Below are 19,502 nucleotides of genomic sequence, written 5' to 3'. Positions count from 1 at the left end.
ATCCGAGAAGAGAAGGACACCGCGATGCGCGTGCTCTGCACGATCACCGGAACCCCCTCCCACGCCAGGGCGCTGCTGCCCCTCGCGCGGGGCCTCGTCGCGGCCGGGCACGAGCTCCTGGTCGTCGCGCCGCCGAAACCGGCAGCCGTGTTCGACGGTGAACCGGTCCGCGTCGAACCGGTCCTGTCCGAACTGGCCGACCTGGTGATGCGGGCCCTGGCCGACGGCACCTCCACGGTGCCGGCGGACGTCGACCGGCACCACCAGGCGCTGTGGGTGATGACCGGCTGCGGCCCCCACATCGCAGCCAACCACGAGGCGATCCTGCCCCTGGCCCGGGACTTCGACCCCGACCTGGTGTTGCGGGACGGCACCGACTTCGCTGGCGCCCTGGTCGCGGAGGCGCTCGGAGTCCCCTCGGTGCCCGCGCCGTCGGGGACCGGCCAGTTCCTCGACCCCGCGTTGGTGCACGCCGAGCTCAACGGGCGCCGCGCCGAGCTGGGGCTGGCACCCCTGGACGACCCGCTGGCCATGTACCCGCACGGCCGCCTGGACTGCGTGCCCGCCGAACTCTCCTTCGCCCGGTCGGACGCCGCACCGGCCTTCGCCTACCAGCAGCCGGCGGCGGTGACCCGCGCCGAACGGCTCCCGGACTGGGTCGCCGACCTGCCGGCGGACCGACCGCTGGTCATCGCCTCGGCCGGCACCATGCTCCCCGGGTTCACCCCGGAGCCTGGGCAGCTCCCCGACTCCGTCACCGAGCACCCGTTCGCGGTGGTCCCCGAGTCCTTCATCGCCGGCCTGTCCGAACTGGACTGCGTGGGCGTGGTCGCCACAGGGGGGATCCCCGTCGACCCGGACCTCGCCGGGGAGAACGTGCACGTGGTCGACCACATCCCCCAGCCGTCGCTGTTGCAGTGCGCGCAGCTGTTCGTCACCCACGGCGGCTACAACAGCATCCGCGAGTCGATGCGCGCGGCGGTGCCGATGGCGGTGCTGCCCCTGTTCGGCGACCAGGAGCACAACAGCGACCGGCTGATCGAGCTCGGCCTGGGGGTGCGGGTCGCCGACCCCGAGGGCCACCACGTCGCCGAGGCCTGCCGGACCCTGCTGGACGATCCCGGGTACGAAGCGCGGCTTCGCGGCGCGCAGCGGCGGATGCTGGCCCTGCCGCCGGTGGAGTCGGCCGTGGCCCACCTGGAAGGGCTGGTGCGGTGATGGCCCGTCCCCGCATCCGGCACAACGACCACGGGGTGCTCCACCCACCGGACCCGGGCGGGTGGACGCCGGAGCTGCCCGTGAGCGTCGTCATCCCCGCGCACGACTACCACGACCGGCTGGACCTCACCCTGGCCGCGTTGGCGGCCCAGTCCTACCCGGCTGAACTGCTGGAGGTCGTCGTGGTCGACGACGGCAGCACCCCGCCGGTCCGGTTGCCGGAGATCAGGCCGGAGCGCACCCGGCTGGTGACGGCGGGTCCCGACGGGTGGGGGCCGGGGCACGCGCTGCGGCGGGGCGTCGACGTCGCCGAGGGCACGGTCATCCACCGGCTCGACGCGGACATGATCGCCTGCCGGGAGGAGGTGGAGCTGCACCTGCGGTGGCACCACCTCGCCGACTACCTCGTCGTGCTCGGCCACCGGCTGATGGTGGACTTCACCAGCGGCGACCTCACCCCGGAGCAGGTGCGGGCCTCGGTCGCGGAGGGCCGTTCCGGTGAGCTGTACGACCCGGCCGGCGCCACGCCCAACCACTGGATCGACGCGGTCAGCGGGGAGACCGACGGGCTGCGGGAGGCCGGGCCGAGCGTGGGCACCACCCTGGTGGGCGCCAGCATGTCCGTCCCCGCCGACCTGCTGCGGGCCGCCGGGGGCGTCGACCCGCGCCTGACGCACGGCGAGGACACCGAGCTGGGCTACCGGCTGTCGCAGGCCGGTGCGGTGTTCGTGCCGGAGGCGGGCGCGACGTCCTGGCACCTCGGCGCCTCCGGTCTGCTCCGCGACCCCGAGAGCACGGTCCGGCACAACCGCCCCTACCTGGCGGATCTCGTGCCGACGCTGCGGCTGGCCCGCCGGGGCGTGGCGCGGCAGTGGACGGTGCCCTACGTCGACGTCGTGATCGACACCCGGGGCGCCGGGCACGAGGCGGTGTGCGCGAGCGTGGACGCGGCCCTGGCCGGCGGGGTGCCCGACGTGCGGGTCACGCTGCTGGGGCCGTGGGACGAGTTGGGCGGGGAACGGCGGGACGTGCTCGCCGAGGAGTTCGTCGACGCCCGGCTCACCCGGGTCCACTACCGGGGGGAGGGCCGGGTCCGGTTCGCCACCTCGGCCGGGCGCGACTCGTTCCCCGTCCCGTTCCGGTTCACCTGCCCGGCCGGGTGGCGCCTCCACCCCGGGGCGCTGGCCCGGCTGGTGCGGTGGTCGGACGTCCGGCGCCTCGCGGTCGTCCCGCTCGGCCTCCCCGAAGGGGGCGAGCTCGGCCGGCTCGAACGGACGGCCCTGGTGCGGCGGGCCGCCCTGCTGTCCCCGGATGCGTCCGACCTCGACGGCGTCCTGGACGAGATCGGCGGGGTGGAGGGGGTGGACGCGGCCGAGTGGGGCACCGGGGAACCTCCCGGCCCCGACGACCTGTCCATCGACAACCTGCTGACCCTGCTGGAGGAGCAGGGTCTCCGACCGCCCCGGGCCACGCCGTGACCGACCCACCGGAGGGACCCTCCACCGTGGACCTGCTGGTGGTCGGCAGCGGACCCGTCGGCGCGACCGTCGCCCGCCGCGTCCGGGACCTCGTCCCCGGGGCCTCGGTGCTCGTCGTCGACGCGGGCCCCGCCGTGACCGGGCCACCCGGCCGCAACGTGCACAACCTCCCGGCCGCCGACCGGGCCGAACCCCGCCACCGCTCCGCCGGGCGGTACCCGGCGGTCGGAGCCGGCGCGGTCACGCCCCGGTTCGGGACCGGGCTGCTGCGCCCGGCCGACCCGGAGGGCGACGAGCAGGACGGGATGCCCGCCGCCGCGCTGTCCACCTGCGTCGGCGGCATGGGCGGCCACTGGACCTGCGCCACCCCCCGCCCGGGGCCGGCGGAGCGGTCCCCGTTCGTCGGTTCCGACGACCTCGCCGTCGCCGAGCGGCTGCTGGGGGTGCGCGCCCGGCCCTACGCCGACACCGCCGCCGGCACCCGGTTGCTCGCCGGGCTCCGGGACGCCCTGCCCGGTCAGGACGTCGGGTGGATGCCGATGGCGGGCGGGCCGGGGGAGTGGGGCGGTGTCGACACCGTGCTCGGCGACCTCGACCGCCAGCCGGGGTTCCTGCTGCGCCCCGAGACCCTGTGCCGCCGGCTGCTCCTCGACGACGGCCGGGTGGTCGGCGCGGAACTGGAGTGCCTGCGCGGTGGCCGGCGGTGGGTGGTGCGGTCCGCGCGGTGGCCGTGGCGGCCGACGCGTTCCGAGGACCGCAGCTGTTGTGGGCGTCGGGGTTGCGACCACCAGCCCTGGGCCGGTACCTCAACGACCACCTGGCGGTGATGGCGTGGGCGTTGCTGGACCTCGACGACCCTCCCCGTCACCCCGAACCGGCCGAACCGTTCGACGGGAGTGGCGGGACCTGGTGACCGGTGTCCTGCGGGTCCCCTGGACCAGCGGGCACCCCTTCCACGGGCAGGTCATGCTCGCCGACCTCGGCCCGCTGGGCCCGGGTCGCCGACCCACGGCCCCTGCTGAGCCTGACCTGGTACGCGGCCAAGGAGATCCGTGCCCGGGACCGCGTCACCTTCTCGGCGGAGCGGCTCGACGCCTACGGGATGCCGGCGCCCCGCGTGGAGTACGGGCTCACCCGGGCCGACCGGGCCATCGCCGCCCGCGCCGCCGAACTCGTGTCCACGGTGGCCGCCTCGCTCGGGGAGGCGACCCCCGGGGGTGAGCCCCGGCTGTTGCCGGCGGGCAGCTCCCTGCACTACCAGGGCACGGTGCGGATGGGCGACGACCCGCGCACCTCGGTCTGCGACCGGGACGGCCGGGTGTGGGGTGTGGACAACCTCGTCGTCGGCGGCAACGGGGTCATCGGCTGGCCCACGGCGGCGAACCCGACGCTCACCAGCGCGGCCCTCGCCGTGCGCTCGGCGGCGGCGGTGGCGCGGATGATCCAGGGGGTGTGATGGCGGGAGTCGGCATCATCGGGACCGGTCGTGTTGTACGGAGCGTGCACCTCCCGGTGCTGCGGGAGCTGGCTGACCGGCTCCCCGTGGTCCACGCCGTGGCCGCGACACCCGACTCCGCCAGAACCGCCCTGGAGGGCGCTCAGATGAGCGCTCGGGCGGGGGTGGACGTGGCCGCCCTGCTCGACGACGAGGCGGTCGACGTCGTCGCGGTCTGCGGTCCGCACTGGACGCACGCCGATCACGTCGTCGCGGCCTGCGAGGCCGGCAAGCGGGTCGTGCTGTGCGAGAAGCCGCTCGCGCTGGGCGTCGAGGACGCCCGGCGGATCGCCACCGCCGCCGACCGCGCCGGCACCCGGGTGCTGGTCGGGACCATGCACTCCTACGACCCCGCGTGGCGGGCGGCCCTGGGGCACGCGCGCCCCCGGCTGGGAGGAGCCCGGCGGGTGCGGGTCCGCGCCTGGGTGCCGCGCACCGAGGTGCTGGTCGCCCTGGCGTCCGGCGCCGCACCTCCACCCGCGCCGCCGGCGCCACCGCCCATCACCGACCCCTCGGCCCGCGCCGTCGTGCTCCGGTTCGCCCTGTTGGGGTTGGGTGTCCACACCGCGACCCACCTGCGGGCGCTCCTCCCGGAGGTGGACCGGGTGACCCACGCCAGGCTGCTGCCCTCCGGCGGCTACCTGCTGGGGCTGGCCGGCCCGGGCGGCACCGCCGTCCTCTCCGGGTTCTCCGCCGGGGACTGGCGGCGGCCGGACTGGCATGTGGACGCCCGAGGCGAGGGAGGCCGGCTGCGGGTCGACCTGCCCTCCTCCTACCTGCGCGCCGGGTCCGCCACGGCGCGCTGGACGGCGGCGGGGGAGACCCGGCGCTGGTCCACCCCGCTCGACGGGTACCGGGCGATGTGGGAGAACGTGGCCGAGGTCGCCGCCGGCACCGCCGAACCGGTGCTGCCCCTGGACGAGGCCGTCGCGGACCTGGACTACCTGCTCGGGATCGCCGACGCGGCCGCGCCCCTGCTCGGGGACCCGTCGTGACCGGCCCGGTCACGGTGGCGCTGGGCGGCGACCCTGGCGCGGACGAGTGGCACCGGCGGGCCCTGGCCGGCCTCGGTGGCGCGTTCCGGGTGGTGGCGGGACCGGCCGGGGCCGAGGTCCTGCTGGTCGACTGCGGCGTCCCCGGCTGGTCCGACCGGCTCCGGGAGCGCTCCGACCGCACCCGTGTGGTCGTCCTCTCCCGGCCCGTCGCCGCCGTCCTGCCCCTCGTCGAGGGCCTGACGGCCAGGTCGGTGCGCTGCGTGCTCGACGCTCCCCGGCCCACCCTCCCGGGCTGGGCCGCCCGTGCTCCGGGCGGTCGGCTCCCGCTGGCCGGTGCGGAACTGCTCGACCTCGACATCCGCCTCCCGGCAGGCGATGCGCACACGGCCCTGGCGACCCAGCTCGCCGTGGCGCGCGGGCTGGTCCCGGGCCTCGGCGCGCTGGCACCCGTCGAACTCCGACCCGACGGGTACTCCCTGGTGTCCCACCGGGCGGACCACGACGTCCTGCTCACCGGCGGCGTCGACGGGGACGGGCCGGTGCTCGTGCTCGACGCCGTCGGGTCCGCCGTGCGCTGGTCGGTGACCCTCGGCCCCCGCTCGACCCTGGTCCGGCACGACCCCGCCGGTGTCCGGTGCGACGCGCTGCCCGAGGTCAACGACCGTCGCGGCCTGTGGGAGGCGGTCCGGGCGGTCCTCGCCTCCGGGGCGCCGAGCCCCCTCGACACCCTCCCCGTCCTCCAGGAGACCGCCGCGCTGCTCAGATGAGCGGCTCACGGCGCGGCGCTCGGCGGGCCGCGACGGCGCGGGTACGGCCATCTCCCAGAACCAGTTGCTCCGTTCGGAGTCCGGCATTGCTCCGTTGGGGCCCGTACGAATGCGGGAGCAGGTGGTTGAGGACCGAACCAAAGGGGGACGGGACCACAAGGTTAGGCAACGGGAACGTGCTCGCGTTGCCGCTCTCCGTGATCGCTTCATAGGATCGGCGCAACGATCACCGGTGATCTTGGAGCCCGTTCCGACTCCCTGACCCCGGCTCGTGAAGCTCCGACGGCGAGGGGGAATCGCGGGTTCGCGTGCTGGCGGGAAAAGGAGGCAGTGTGTCCGAGACCGATGTCCGCACCCCGGACCTGGCCGAGCTGGACGCCACCGGCACCCACCCCGAGGTGGACCCGCCGCCCGACCGCACCGACGTTCCCCCCGGCCTCTTCCACACCCTCCTGGAATCCTCCACCCTCTGCATCGCCTGGTCCGACCTCACCCTGCGGGTGCTCGGCGTCAGCCACGAGTTCTCCCAGGTGGTGCGACGACCTCCCGGCCAGGTGCGGGGCCACGACATCGCCGCCCTCGTCGAGCCCGGCTTCGCCGTCGACATCCGCCGCCGCGCCGAACACCTCGCCGACGGCAGCGCCACCCGCTTCACCGAGAACGTGCTGATCCGCCGCGCCGACGGCGCCCTCGTCCCCGGCCACCTCACCGGCACCGCCCTGTGCGGGGCCGACGACCAACCCCGCATGCTCGTCGTCGTGTTCACCCCGGAACGGGGCGAGCGGCCCGGCGGACGGGGGGAACCGCGGCTCAGCCGCGCCGGCAGCCGCGTGCTCGAGGCCGTCGCCGCCGGCCAGTCCACGGCGTGGATGTCGGCCCACCTCTACCTCAGCCGGCAGGGCGTCGACTACCACGTCCGCACCCTGATGCGGAAGCTGGACGTGCCCAACCGGCCGGCGCTGGTCTCCAAGGCCTACAGCCTCGGCATGTTGCGCCCGGGAGCCTGGCCACCCCGAGTCGCCCCGGAATGGGTCCGGTGATCGTCGGGCGCGAGCGGGAGTTCGACCAGCTCGCCGCCCACACCGACCACGTCCGCGCCGGCCTGGCCCGGCTCGTCGTCGTCACGGGAGCCGCCGGCACCGGCCGCACCGTCGTCCTCGACACCCTCCGCCGGCGACTCGCCGCCGACTTCACCGTCCTCCGGGCGGCCTGCCGACCCTCCTCCGCCACCCGCCACCGCGGCACCGTCCACGCGCTGCTCGCCCCCCTCGGACACCACCCGGGGCCCGCCGACGCCGGCGACGACACCCACGAGGCCCTGCACGCCCCCTACCGGCGGGTCAGCCAGCTGATGCGCCACCGCCCGCTCGCCCTCGTCATCGACGACGCCCAGTGGTGCGATGCCGCGTCGCTGCGCTGGCTGGACTTCCTCCTCCGGCGGACCACCCGGGGACCGCTGCTGGTCGTCCTCGGCTGGCACGACGCCGTCCGCGCCCCGGCCGACCCGGTGCTCACCCGCCTGCTGCGCGGCCCCGGCGCCGCTGGCCTGCCCCTCCCACCGCTGACCGAACCCGCCGTGGCCGAACTGGTCCGCGAGGCGTTCGACGGCCCCGGCACCCCGAGCTTCGTGCGCCGCTGCCACGACCTCACCGGAGGCAACCCGGCACTGCTGCGGCGGCTGCTCGACGAACTCCACACGGCCGGGATCACCCCGGACGACCGCGACGCGCACCGGGTGACCGAGCTGGGAGCCGAGGTCCGTCGGCGATCAGCCCTGATCCGCCTCGACACCCTGCCCGACCACGTCCGGGTGGTCGCGAGGGCCCTGGCCGTGCTGGAGGACCCCGGACCCGGGGCCACCCCCGGGATCGGGCTGGTGGCCGCGCTCGCCGGCGTCCCGGAACACGTCGCCAGCCATGCCATGACCGCACTGGCGCGGGCCGGGCTCGTCACCGGCGGCCGGTTCACCCACACCACCGGCCGGCTGGCCGTGTTGACCGCGCACCCCGCCGACGAACTGCCACGCCTGCGGGACCGGGCCGCCCGCCTGCTCAACGACGCCGGCCGCCCCGCCGAGGAGGTCGCCCTGCGACTGCTCGAACGGAACGGCCCCCTCGAACCGTGGATGACCGGGGTGTTCCGGGAGGCCGCCGACGCGGCCCGCCGCCGCGGCGCCCCCGAGGACGCCGCCAGCTACCTCGCCAGGGTGCTGGCCGCCGGCGGGCCGCTCACCCCACCGGTGCAACTGCGCATCGAGCTGGCCCGCCCGCTGGCCCAGGTGGACCCCGCCGCCGCCCTCGCCCACCTCGCCCCCGCCCTCGCCGGAACCACCGGGGCGCGGGACCGCGCCAGCCTCGCCGTCCAGGTAGGACTGACGGCCGTCAGCGCGCAACGCGCCCCGGAGGGGACCCGGGTGCTCGCCGACGCACGAGCCGAACTCATCGCCGCGGTGGGCGACAACCCGGGACCCACCGACCGGGAGCTGCGCGCCCAGGTGGAGTCCACCCTCCTGCTCACCGGCATCCAGGAGGCCAGCACCCTGGCGGAGACCCGGGCACTGGCCCGGAGCATCCCCGCCCCGCCGGGGCGCACCCCCGGGGAACGCCAGCTCCTGGGAGTCCTGGCCGCCCTCGACGCGGGCGGGGGAACCGACCTGCCGCGCAGCCTCGACCTCGCCGAACGGGCCGTGCGGGTCCCCGAGGGCACCGGGGACTGGGCACTGGTCAGCGCCACCTTCGCCCTGCACCTCGCCGACGAGCTGCCCACCGCGCTGACCGTGCTCGACCGGCTCACCGACCCCGCCCGCAGACGGACCCACTCCGGAACCCTCAGCGTCGCCCTCGCCAACCGGGCCCACGTGCTCTTCGCCGCCGGACGCGTCCGGGACGCCGTCGCCGACGCCCGCGACGCGGCCGAGGCGGCCGCCCGCAACCCCCGGCGCACCAGGGCCGCCTGGCCGAACACCATGCTCGCCGTGACCCTCGTCGCCCACGGCGACCTCCCCGGAGCCGAACGCGCGCTGCTGCTCGCCCGCCGCCCCGGGGCCGACCGGGTCGTGTGGAACCACCCCTACCACCTGCTGGCCCGGGGACGAGCCCGCTGGCAGAGCGGCGACACCGAAGGCGCCCTGCACCACCTGCGGCGCTGCGGCGACCACCTCGACCGGACCGGCATCACCAACCCCCTGTTCGCGACCTGGTGGGTGGACGCCACCGCGATCCTCGTCGAACTCGGCCGGCGCACCGAGGCCGGTGAACTGGCCCACCGGCAGCACGAGCGGGCCCTGCGCTGGGGCGCGCCCCGCGCCATCGGCCTCGGGCTGACCGCCCTCGGACTGGCCGAGTCCGGGCGCCGCGCGGTGGCCCTGCTGTCCGACGCGGTGGACCTGCTCGCCACCTCCCCGGCGCGGCTGTGCCTGGCCAACGCCCGCTTCCGGCTGGGGGAGGCGCTGCTGCGGGTCGGCCGGAACCGGCAGGCCCGCGAACACCTGCGCGCCGCCCTCGACCTGTCCACCCAGTGCGGGTCCCAGGCGCTGTTCCTCGCCGCGAGCCGCCGCCACGCCGCCGCCGGCGGCCGCCGGCGCTCCACCGGACCCGCCGCCGTGGACCTCCTCACCGGCGCCGAACGGCGGGTCGCCGCCCTGGCCTCCGCCGGCCACACCAACCGCGAGATCGCCGACGCGCTGTTCGTGACGGTCCGGACCGTCGAGGTGCACCTCACCAACACCTACCGCAAGCTCGACGTGCCAGGGCGGGCCGCGCTGCGCGCCGTCCTCCCCGAACCCGACCCGACCGGCCAACACCGATGAACCCAGACCAGCCCGCCGCGCCGCCGGCGACCTCCGCCGCGTCCGTGCTCACCGGACGGCGCCACTGGCAGGACCAGGCCGCCAGGGCGCACCTGCTCGACCGCGCCCCCCAACTGGCGATCCTGCGCCGGATCGTCTCCCAACTCCTCGCCTCCACCCCGTCGGTCGGGGTCGTCGAGGGAACCCCCGGCAGCGGGCGCTCCGCGCTGCTGCTGCACGCGGCCGCCGCCGCCGAACGGCGCGGCGCCAGGGTCGTGCTCGCCAGGGGGACACCCGCCGAGACCCGGCTCCGGCACGGCATCACCTCCCAACTGCTCGGCGCGCTCACCCCACCCGGCAGTTCCCTGTGGACCTCGCCGGTGTGGACCGACCCCGACCGCGACGCCGAACTCGTCCCGCTGCTGTGCCGGGACTTCCTCTCCGTCGCACGCCAACAACCCCTGCTGGTCGTGGTGGACGACGCCCACTGGGCCGACCGGTGGTCGGTGGGCTGGCTCGGCGCGCTCCGCAGGCGCCTGCGGGACGTCCCACTGGCACTGCTGCTCGCCGGCGACACCGGAGCCGTGCCGCTGTCCCCCCGCGCCGAGGGCGCGCCGCACGGCCCGGACCGGGTCACCGCGCCACACCTGCTCGCCGTGGGTCCGCTGACCCCCGAGAGCGTCCGGACCGCCCTCGGGCGGGCCGGTGCGCCCGCGCCCGAGACGCTCGCGCGGGCGGCGACCGACGCCACCGGCGGCAACCCCTGGTTGCTCGACGTCCTCCGCCGCCACCTCGGATCCGCCAGCGTCCCCCCGGAGGACCTCGCGGCCACCGACGTGTGGCGTGTCGTCGCGGCCGCCCACGGCGACCGCGTCACCCGGCTCGCCGCGACCCTGGAGGCCGAACCGGCGGGACTGCTCCGCGCGCTCGCCGCCACCGGGGGCCGCCTGCCGTTCCGGCTCGTCGCCGCACTCGCCGGCCTCCGCGACGTCTCCGAGCGCGTCGTCCTCGACCGGCTCGCCGGAATGGGCCTCGTCCGGGGGCGCGGCGGCCCCGACGACCGCCCCGACGTGGTCGGACCGATCGTCCGCGACCGCGTGCTCGCCGAGATGCCCACCCACGACCGGGAGGACCTGTACGCGCGGGCCGCCGACCTCGGCCACCGGTCCGCCGTGGACGACGTCGACGTCGCCGAACTCCTGATGCGCGCCCCATCCGGCGGCGGGGGCTGGGCCGTCGGGGTGCTGCGACGCGCCGCCCACCAGGCCCGCGCGACCGGCCACCCCGACGACGCCGCCCGCTACCTCGACCGGGCGCTGCGGGAACCCCTGGCCCCGACGACGCGGGTCAACACCCTGATCGAACGGGCGGCGGTCAGCGCCACGGCGGACACGGGAGAGCGCTACCTCGCCGACGTCCTCGCCGACGCCGGCGGTGGACGAGCCCCCGGCGAGGCGACCCTGCGCGCGGCCGACCTGCTGCTGGCCGGGGGACGCGGACGCACCGCCTACTGGCAGCTGTCCGCGCTCGCCGACGCCCACCACGCCGACACCACCCCCGAGGAGATCCACGCGCCGTTCACGGCGTTGTGCCAGCTCGCCCACGCCACCCAACGCGGTGAACCCGGCGGGCTCGTCGAGCTCGCCCCACCCCCGCTGCCACCGGACCCCGGCGACCCCGCGCGGAGCGCGGCGCTCGCCCACGCCCTCGCCGTGGCCGGAGTGGACCTGACCAGGACGGTGGACCTCGCCCGCAGGGCACTGTCCCCCGACGGGCAGCCGGCCACCAGCGCACCCCTCACCGCCGCCCTGACCGCCCCCGGTTGGCCGCCGCCCGCGCGCTGTCCCTCGCGGGCCGGGACGAGGAGGCCCTCGACGCCATCGACACCGTCCTGGCCGAGGCCCGCCGCCAGGCCCCGTCCTGGGTGGTCGCCCGGGTGCTGACCGTCCGAGCCGGAACCGCGCTGCGCGCCGCACTGCCCGCCGAGGTCGACCGGACGCTGGCCCTGATCAGCGACGCCCTGCCGGCCGTGCGACGGTCGAGGAGCCTCGCCGCCCAGGTGGCCTCGGTGCGGGCCCTCCACCACCTCGACGTGGGTGACGTGGCCGACGCGGAGCGGGCGCTCCGCACCTGTCCCCCCGACGTAACGATCGGCGGGGAGATCGGAGCCAGGGTGCTCTACACCCGAGGTCGGCTCAGCCTCGCCCTCGGCGAGCCGGGGAAGGCGCTCGCCGACCTCCGCCAGTGCGGCTGGCGGCTGTTGGCCCGCCAGGAACCCAACCCGGCGCTGCTGCCGTGGCGCGGACACACCGCCACCGCCTGCCTGGCCACCGGCGACGTCGCGCAGGCCACCCGGCTCTTCGACGAGGAACGGGAGCTGGCCGGCAGGTGGGGAGCGCCGGCGCCGCTGCGGCGCACCGAGGAGCTCGCCGCACGGGCGTGGTCGACGCTGCACCGCACGCGACGCCGTGACCTCGTCGAACCCGGGTACCCACTCGGTCGCCGCTCGGGGGAACCGGGGCGGGAGGACGTGCGGTGACCCCCGACGGGCACGTCGTATCGTCCAGCGGGAGGCGAGAGGCGATGCGGCTGTGCGAGCGCGAGGGTGAGGTCGCGGCGATCCGCGCCGCCGTCCGCGCCGCCCACGCCGGCCACGGTTCCCTGACCGCCGTCGTCGGCCCGCTCGGCATCGGCCGGACCGCCCTGCTGCGCTCGGTCGCCGACCAGCTGGAGGAGACCGCCGACACCCGGGTGGTGCTGGCCAGCGGGGCACCGCTGGAACGGGAGTTCGCGCACGGCGTCACCCGGCAACTGTTCGAACCCGCCATCTGGTCGGCCGACCCGGAGCGCCGGTCCCGCTGGTTCGCCGGAGCCGCCGCCCCCGCCGCCCCGCTCCTCGACGCCGACCCCGGCCCACCCGACCCCGGCCCACCCGAGCCCGTCCCACCGGCGACGCTGTGGCCGGCGCTGCGCGCGCTGGCCGCGAACCTGGCGGCGGAACGGCCGCTGCTGGTCGTCGTCGACGACCTCCAGTGGGTCGACACCGAGTCCCTGCGCTGGCTGGGTTACCTGGCCCGCCGGTTGGCCGGTGTCCCGGTGACCGTCGTGGCCGCCGCCTGGGACGTCGGCTGCTGGTCGGAACGCCCCGACGTCCAGGACGTCCTCGCCGCCGCCACCCGCACCCTCCGGCCCCGACCGCTGGGCGTCGACGCCGCCCGCACCCTGGCCAGGGACCGCTTCGGCGCACCGGTCGAGGAGGAGTTCGTCACCCGGGCCCACGCCGCGTCGGGGGGCAACCCGATGTTCCTCACCGGAATCCTCGACGCGGTCGCGTCCTCGGGGGCACCCGCCACCGCCGACCAGCTCACGGCGGAGGACAGCCCGTGGTCCGGGCTGCTCGGCGACCGGCTGACCACCTGGTTGGACGCCGTCGTCGCGCCCGTGCGGGACGTGGGCCGCGCGGTGCTGGTGCTCGGCGAGGAGGCGACCCCCGAACTCGTCGCCGACCTCGTCGGACTCGACCAACTCACCTGCGACCGCTCGCTGCACGTCCTGGGCCAGCTGGGACTGGTCCACGTCGACGGCACCTGCTCCTTCCGCCACCCCTGCGCCAGCGCCGCCGTCGACCGCGCGATGGGCGTCGCCGAACGGGAACGCCTGCGCCAGGCCGCTGCCCTCCTGCTGCACCAGCGGGGCCGACCCCCCGAACGCGTGGCCGAACACCTCCTCGCCGTCACCACCCCCCAACACGCCTGGGCCACCAGGGTCCTGCGGGAGGCGGCGGACACCGCGCTCCGGCGGGGAGCGCCGAGAAAGGCGGCCGACTACCTGCGGCGGCTGCTGCTCGACGTGGACGACGGGGTGGTGCGCGCCCGGCTGCTGGTGGAACTCGCCCTCGCCGAACGCGAGTTCGACCGGGCCGCCGCGCGACGACACCTCACCCAGGCCGTCCCCCTGCTGCCCCACCCCAGGGAACGCGCGGTCGCGGCCACCCGACTCGCCCCGGAACTCCTCGACGAGGTGACGCCCGCCGTCCGCGAACTGCTGGGCCGCGCCGAGGCGGACCTGCGGTCAGGGGAACCGCTGACCGGGCAGGACCCGGAGATCGCGCTGCGGGTGGAGTGCCGGGTCCGCCGCGCCGGACTGGCACCCGACACCGAGGACTCCGTCCTCGACCGGCTCCGCGACCTCGACGTCGTGCCAGGCGGCCGCACCCCGGCCGAACGGGAACTGGTGTCGGTGCTGCTGCACCAGGCCACCGGCGGACTCCTGCTGTCCTCCGACGCCGTGGGGCGGATCGGCCGGGCCGTGCTCGCCGGCGAACCCGCCGCCGCCCGGCATGTCCACACCGGACTGGTGCTGCTGCCACCCACCCTGGTGGCCGCCGACGCCGCCGAGGACGTCGGCACCTGGCTCGACATCGCCCTCGACCAGGCGCGGCGGCAGAACTCCGTCGTCGCCCGCGTCCTCGTGTCGGTCGGCCTGGTCAGCGTGCGGCTCGGAGCGGGCGACGTCACCGGGGCCCGGACGTGCGGGCTGGACGCGGTCGCGCTCGCCGAGTCGGAGTGGCCGGACGGCCTACCGCTGTGCCTGGCGGCGCTGGTGCCGACGGCGTTGCTGCCCCGCGACGCGCGCATGGCGCGCTGGCTGCTCGACCGGTTGGAGCGGCACGCCACCGGTTCGGAGGGCGCGGCCTACCACCACGACGCGCTGCTGCCGCTGCGCGGGTTCCTCCGCTCCCACGCCGGGGACCTGCCGGGAGCCCTCCACCACGTCCAGGAGTGCGGCCAGCTGCTGGCCCGCGCCGGGCGCCGCAACCCGGCGCTCAGCCCGTGGCGGCACTGGGCCACCTCCCTGCACCTGCGGATGGGGGACCCGGCGGCGGCCAGGGCGGTGGCCGCCGAGGAGTACGACCTCGCCGTCCGGTGGGGTGCCCCCGCCACGCTGGGCGCCGCGCTGCGGTTGCTGGGGACTGTCACCGACGGCAGGAGGGGCATCGAACTGCTCAGGGAGTCCCGGCGGGTGCTCGCCGGTTCGGGGAACCGCCTCGAACTCGGCCGCACCCTGGCGGAACTCGGCAGGGCACTGCTGCGGGCGGGCGACCCGGCGGCGGAACCGGTGTTGCGGGAGGGCCACGACCTGACCGCCGACCGAGGGATCGACTGGCTCACCGACCGTTTCCGGTTCGACCTGGCCGCCTGCTCCCGGGCGTCGGGGGTGGACCTGGTGCTCACCAGGGCCGAACTGCGGGTGGCGGTGCTGGCCGCCGAGGGCAGGACGAACAAGGAGATCGCCGACACCCTCACCGTGAGCGTGCGCGCCGTGGAGAAGCACCTCACCCGGGTGTACCGCAAGCTGGCCGTCGACGGCCGTTCCGGGCTCGCCGCCGCACTCGTCCCCGTCTCCACCGGCCCCGGCGACCCGAGCACCCGAGCCTGCTGACTCCCGCCACCCGCCCCGGATTTCGGCTACGCCGAGGGATCCGGCGGAGCGGCGTACATCGAGGACCGTGACGCGGTCCGCGCTTGTATTCTGAAGTGGGCTGTCCTCACCGAGCGAGCGCTTCCCCACACCGACTCGGTGGATCTGGTCAGGAAAGCCGTGAAGGAGTACCAGTGATCCACGACGAAGGGGGACGCCAAGTGGTGGACAACGACGCCTTGGCTCACGCCGCGTGGCGCAAGAGCAGCTTCTCGGGCAGCGGTGGCCCAGGGGGCGGCAACTGCGTCGAGGTCGCCCCGCTCGCCAACGGCACCATCGCGATGCGCAACAGCAAGCACCCCGACGCGGGCGTCGTGTTCTTCACCCGCGCCGAGATGGCCGCGTGGATCAAGGGCTGCAAGGCCGGCGAGTTCGACGACCTCGACACCCAGTGACCTGGAGCAGGCGCACCGGGACACGGTGCGCCTGTCCCCAGCGAGCCCACCGTGACCGCCACCGGGAGCGGGAGCACGACCACCAACGGCCCCCGCAGCGCGGCCTCCGGGACGAAACTGATGCCACGCGGTAGCTGCCCGTGCGCGGGTTCGTGATGTGGGTTCCGTCTCGTTGAGCCGTTTTACTTGGATCTTTCCGAGAGTCGTGGCTTGGGGTGCCAGCTTCCTCGTCTCCGGATAGCCCATGCTCCCCGCGTCCTTGAGGCGACGTGGGGAGCATGGAGAGCGGCCTCAGACAGCACGCAGCTGCTTGTACTTGTCGAACACTCCCTTGACGGCGTCGGTCACGGGCAGGTCCTCGTTCAGTGCAGCCCACACGTAGGCGTCGTGTTCGCTGAGCCTGACCTCATCGGCATCAGCCACGACGACGGCGAAGTTGAACTGCCTGCTCTTCTTTCCGCTGCCCGAGGTGTAGTCGAAGCTGCCGATGTAATCGGTGATATCAGTGGTGGCGAGACCGGTTTCCTCCTGGACCTCGCGGACGGTAGCAGTGTCAAGGTTCTCGCCACTCTCCACCTTGCCGCTGGGCAGCTCGAAGATGCCGCCCATGAAGTCGTCTGCGGGACGCTTGAGAAGCAGCACCTTGTTGTGATTCTGTACGATCGCGCCGACGACGAGTTGCTGAACGCCGTCCTCAGCGGCCTGAGTGGTGAGTTGAGCGAGCACGGAAGCGTCGATCATGGAACCTACCCTAGTAGTTCGGTGTGGTGTTCGATCACCTTGCGCAGTCCATCGATGTAGCGATCTACCAGCGGCAAGTCCTCCTCCCGGTGCCAGACGGGCAGCTTCAGGGTGTGCTGCCAGATCTGCTCGGCCACGGGAAACTGCCCCTCGCGGTATGCCACCCGTTTCCGGTGCGGGTAGTGCGGGAACACCGGCGCGGGGTCGCGGAACAGCGGGAACCGACTGAGTGGGCAGATTGAACCGGGCTGATCAACCTCCTTGAGTCCTTCCGCGAGCAGCGCTTCATGAAAGCGCTTGACCGGGAGGCCTCCCAGTTCCTCTGGAACGTAGGTCAGCGGTAGGCCGTACCAGGCGGGCCGTACGCCGTCCGGGGTCCTCGGCACGGCGATGCCGGGGAGCTCGCCGAGCTGGTTGCACAGGTAACGGGCGACGTTCTCCCTTCCGTTGAGGTAGTCGTCCAGCGAACCGAGCTGGTCGAGAGCGATGGCCGCGGCCAGTGGGTGGATGCGGAACTTCAGCCCCATACCGGTTACGGCGTAGGGGTGCATCGGGCTGGTGGCGGGGATCTCGTTTCGGCACCGCTTGTTGTAGTGACCGTGTAGCAGGACGCGGTGGTACACATCGTCGTCATCGGTCAGCACGAAGCCGCCTTCGCCTGCCGACAGGGGCTTCGGACCGTTCATCGAGAAGGCGGCTGTGTGACCGAACGTGCCAACCTTCTGGCCGTGGACGGTGGCGCCGTGGGCGTGCGAGGCGTCCTCTAGCAGGGCTAGGCCGTGACGGTTGGCCAGAGCGAGCAGTGCGTCGATGTCGGCCGGAGTACCCCAGAGGTGCGTCACCATAATCGCCGTGGTCTTGTTGGTGATTCGCGCTTCGACCTCTGCCACCGACATGTTCCCGGTCTCGTCGGAGTCGGCCAGAATTGGGACCGCACCGAGGTGGAACAGCGGCGTCGCAGTGGCGAGGAAGGTATATGCCGGGACGATCACCTCGTCACCCGGCTCGACGCAGGTGGCTGCGTAGGTCGAGTGCACCGCTGCTGTCCCCGAACTAGTGAGCACGGCGTGCCGGACACCAAAGTACTCCTGGAGTGCGTCTTCCAACTCCGCGATCACGCCTGAGCGGTCATAGATCGAGACAGTCGTCGTGAGCTGGTCGAGCACGGCTTTGGTCGTCGCGTGCGTGATCGGTGGCCAGGAAAAGTGGGAGCCAAGCTGGGAGATGACCGGCGACCCGCCGGTGAGTGCCAGTGCGTTCACGCCAGTTCCTTTGGGTTGATGGACGTACGGGTGCGGGCCGACTCGTAACAGCCCTCGACGAAGCTGAGATGCGCCAGATTCTCGCGCGGCCCGCTGGCGTTGGGGCGCACTCCTTCGATGACGCGGCAGAAATGATTGATCTGGCTGACGGCTGCAGACGGCCAGGCTTGTTCGCGGGCAAGTGACTCCACGACGTCGCCGCCGTTGGTGAGTCGCCTGATCCTGCCGCGTTCCAAGTGTACGATGCCTTTACTGCCGACGAGTCGAATTTGTTCCGACTTCGGTCCGATGAACCGTGAGAGAAGCAGTGAACCGTACAGGCCGCTGTCGTAGCTGAAGTGGATAAGTGCGGTGTCCTCGGCATCGTAGCTGCGGTCCGGTCGAGCAGTCGTGGAAATGTTGGCTAGCAATCGATCCGGCAGACCGAAGTACCAAAGCAGCATGTCGATCAGGTGGTACCCCATGTCGATCACGCAACCGCCGCCTGCCTTGGTGGCTTGGCCGCGCCATCCTTCGGACGGATCGGTGATGTGCAGCGTGTACGCCGCATTTACCACGAACGGTGTTCCGATCTGGTCGGCAAGTTGGGTGAAGCTGGTGTAGATTGGGTTGAAGCGTCGTTGCAAGGTCACCATCAGGTGGATGCCGGTGCGCTCGCACAGCTCGGCCAGTTCCTTGGCCTCCGTCAGTGTCGTAGCGAACGGCTTCTCCTTGAGGACGTGGACGCGGCGTTCGGCAGCGGTATGGATGATCGCTTGCCCGGCGTTGTGCGGCACGCACACCACCACGAAGTCGAGCTGTTCGGCAGTGAACATCGCCTCCACGTCGGTGTAGCCCGCGACCCGAAGTTTGTACCGCTGTTCCCTGACGATCTCGGTGTCCTCGTCGCAGACGGCGACCAGCTCCGCTGCGTCTGAGCTGAGGAGTGCCGGAATGTGGTCGTCCAGCGCTTGTTTGCCCAAGCCGACTACGCCTGCCCGGAGCTTCGTCCATGTGCGGCTTTTTTGTCCATTTTCCGTAAACCGACATGGTGTCAGTTCGGTCATACCTTCCCCTTGTTTCGAGTTTCGTGCGGACTATGACAGAACGTCTTGAGTGGTGGCGCTTACCGGTCGTAACCCGTTGTCCATTACCAGAACTTTGGCTGGGGCAGTCTGTGTTTCCGTGCGCATCAAGCGACCACTGAATCAGGGGCGATGCCGTCCGGGTTCACCTCGTACGGGTGGTCCTCGGTCAAGTGGCCTCCGGCTCCTGATCTGCTCCACTCTCACGTTCAGCGCTACGTCCACGCACGCCGTCAAGGCCGACTGGTCCTGAAGGTTGCTGACCAACATGCTCAGTTAGGTCAGCGTGCGAGACTCCGTAGCGAGATCGTGTGGACAATGCGGGCTTGGGTGCGACCAGATCGTTCGCGAATGCCCGACCAGTGACGTGTTTTTCGAGGTAGTAGAGATCGGCTACGATGTCGAGCGTGCGGGGCAGACGCGGCTTCCCATCCCGTCGGACGCAATAACCCTATACGTGGTGGTCGTTCGCCAGCGAACGCGATGAAAAGTCGATAGTCAGAACCTCACCTCGCTGATTCCGCTCTCCTGGCCGGAGGGTGGCTGGTGCTCAAGTTCGTTGGCGGAGTGTTGCCGTCGGTGACCTTCAGGCTCGATGAGAATGATTTGGTCAACATCCCCAGGATCGCCGCCGGCGATGAGTTGCCAGCAACAGAGGCACATCGTCTCGGCTTCACCCGGTCGCAAGGTTCGTGAATCAGCCCCGCACGGTGCTAGTCACATCAGCAGGGGGTGCCCGTCCCGCGGTGTGGTCGTCCCCGTGGATCAGCACTTCTCGCTCCTCTGGTGACGATAGGTGGTGCACTCGCTACTACCAGT

The 19,502-nt window shown here is 73.5% G+C and carries 15 protein-coding genes; 12 read left to right on the top strand and 3 right to left on the bottom strand.

Features of this window, described 5'->3' with window-relative positions:
- Window positions 1-24: 24 nt before the first annotated feature.
- The 11 genes from G443_RS06100 (at window position 25) to G443_RS06045 (ending at window position 15,616) form a co-directional block, all read left to right on the top strand.
- Window positions 25-1,218 carry a glycosyltransferase gene (locus G443_RS06100; protein WP_026420379.1) on the top strand — a complete coding sequence of 398 codons (1,194 nt, stop codon included), beginning with the start codon at window positions 25-27 and terminating at the stop codon, window positions 1,216-1,218.
- Window positions 1,218-2,696, top strand: coding sequence for a glycosyltransferase (locus tag G443_RS06095; RefSeq protein ID WP_155886265.1), 1,479 nt, complete (start codon window positions 1,218-1,220; stop codon window positions 2,694-2,696). The genes G443_RS06100 and G443_RS06095 overlap by 1 nt, the downstream gene beginning before the upstream one ends.
- Before the next feature lie 26 nt (window positions 2,697-2,722).
- Window positions 2,723-3,523: a GMC family oxidoreductase gene (locus tag G443_RS06090; protein WP_253860157.1), complete on the top strand. Its 801-nt coding sequence runs from the start codon at window positions 2,723-2,725 to the stop codon at window positions 3,521-3,523.
- Window positions 3,524-3,612: 89 nt separating this feature from the next.
- Window positions 3,613-4,152: a GMC oxidoreductase gene (locus G443_RS06085; protein WP_253860156.1), complete on the top strand. Its 540-nt coding sequence runs from the start codon at window positions 3,613-3,615 to the stop codon at window positions 4,150-4,152.
- A complete protein-coding gene (locus tag G443_RS06080; protein ID WP_026420377.1) occupies window positions 4,152-5,186 on the top strand; it encodes a Gfo/Idh/MocA family protein in 1,035 nt (344 codons plus the stop codon). Before G443_RS06085 ends, G443_RS06080 begins: the two co-directional genes overlap by 1 nt.
- Window positions 5,183-5,953 (top strand): hypothetical protein, encoded by a 771-nt coding sequence (locus G443_RS06075; protein ID WP_026420376.1) that lies wholly within the window; start codon window positions 5,183-5,185, stop codon window positions 5,951-5,953. Before G443_RS06080 ends, G443_RS06075 begins: the two co-directional genes overlap by 4 nt.
- Window positions 5,954-6,285: 332 nt before the next feature.
- Complete coding sequence (locus tag G443_RS06070; protein ID WP_081715691.1) at window positions 6,286-6,993, top strand: helix-turn-helix transcriptional regulator; 708 nt, start codon at window positions 6,286-6,288, stop codon at window positions 6,991-6,993.
- Window positions 6,990-9,761 carry a helix-turn-helix transcriptional regulator gene (locus G443_RS06065; protein ID WP_162147337.1) on the top strand — a complete coding sequence of 924 codons (2,772 nt, stop codon included), beginning with the start codon at window positions 6,990-6,992 and terminating at the stop codon, window positions 9,759-9,761. Before G443_RS06070 ends, G443_RS06065 begins: the two co-directional genes overlap by 4 nt.
- Complete coding sequence (locus tag G443_RS06060; protein ID WP_253860155.1) at window positions 9,758-11,683, top strand: AAA family ATPase; 1,926 nt, start codon at window positions 9,758-9,760, stop codon at window positions 11,681-11,683. Before G443_RS06065 ends, G443_RS06060 begins: the two co-directional genes overlap by 4 nt.
- A gap of 592 nt (window positions 11,684-12,275) precedes the next feature.
- Window positions 12,276-15,182 carry an AAA family ATPase gene (locus G443_RS06055; protein WP_155886262.1) on the top strand — a complete coding sequence of 969 codons (2,907 nt, stop codon included), beginning with the start codon at window positions 12,276-12,278 and terminating at the stop codon, window positions 15,180-15,182.
- A 173-nt stretch (window positions 15,183-15,355) separates the two neighbouring features.
- Window positions 15,356-15,616 (top strand): DUF397 domain-containing protein, encoded by a 261-nt coding sequence (locus tag G443_RS06045; protein ID WP_245588941.1) that lies wholly within the window; start codon window positions 15,356-15,358, stop codon window positions 15,614-15,616.
- Between the two features lie 291 nt (window positions 15,617-15,907).
- Here G443_RS06045 and G443_RS06040 read toward each other — a convergent pair whose 3' ends face one another.
- Genes G443_RS06040 through G443_RS06030 form a run of 3 tightly spaced genes read right to left on the bottom strand, consistent with a single transcriptional unit; the run spans window position 15,908 to window position 18,665 of the window.
- Entirely contained in the window at window positions 15,908-16,357 is a 450-nt protein-coding gene (locus G443_RS06040; RefSeq protein ID WP_026420372.1) for an NUDIX hydrolase, read from the bottom strand.
- A 5-nt stretch (window positions 16,358-16,362) separates the two neighbouring features.
- Window positions 16,363-17,619 (bottom strand): DegT/DnrJ/EryC1/StrS family aminotransferase, encoded by a 1,257-nt coding sequence (locus tag G443_RS06035; RefSeq protein WP_026420371.1) that lies wholly within the window; start codon window positions 17,617-17,619, stop codon window positions 16,363-16,365.
- Window positions 17,616-18,665 (bottom strand): Gfo/Idh/MocA family protein, encoded by a 1,050-nt coding sequence (locus G443_RS06030; RefSeq protein WP_035293017.1) that lies wholly within the window; start codon window positions 18,663-18,665, stop codon window positions 17,616-17,618. The genes G443_RS06035 and G443_RS06030 overlap by 4 nt, the downstream gene beginning before the upstream one ends.
- Window positions 18,666-19,229: 564 nt before the next feature.
- On the opposite strand from G443_RS06030, the gene G443_RS06025 reads away from it, so the two are divergent.
- Window positions 19,230-19,379: a hypothetical protein gene (locus G443_RS06025; protein WP_155886261.1), complete on the top strand. Its 150-nt coding sequence runs from the start codon at window positions 19,230-19,232 to the stop codon at window positions 19,377-19,379.
- The last annotated feature ends 123 nt before the right edge of the window (window positions 19,380-19,502 follow it).

Source organism: Actinoalloteichus caeruleus DSM 43889, from assembly GCF_000429185.2.
GTDB classification, from domain to species: Bacteria; Actinomycetota; Actinomycetes; order Mycobacteriales; family Pseudonocardiaceae; genus Actinoalloteichus_B; species Actinoalloteichus_B caeruleus.
The sequence above is the reverse complement of the archived record's forward strand: the minus strand, read 5'-3'. Positions and strand labels throughout refer to the sequence as shown.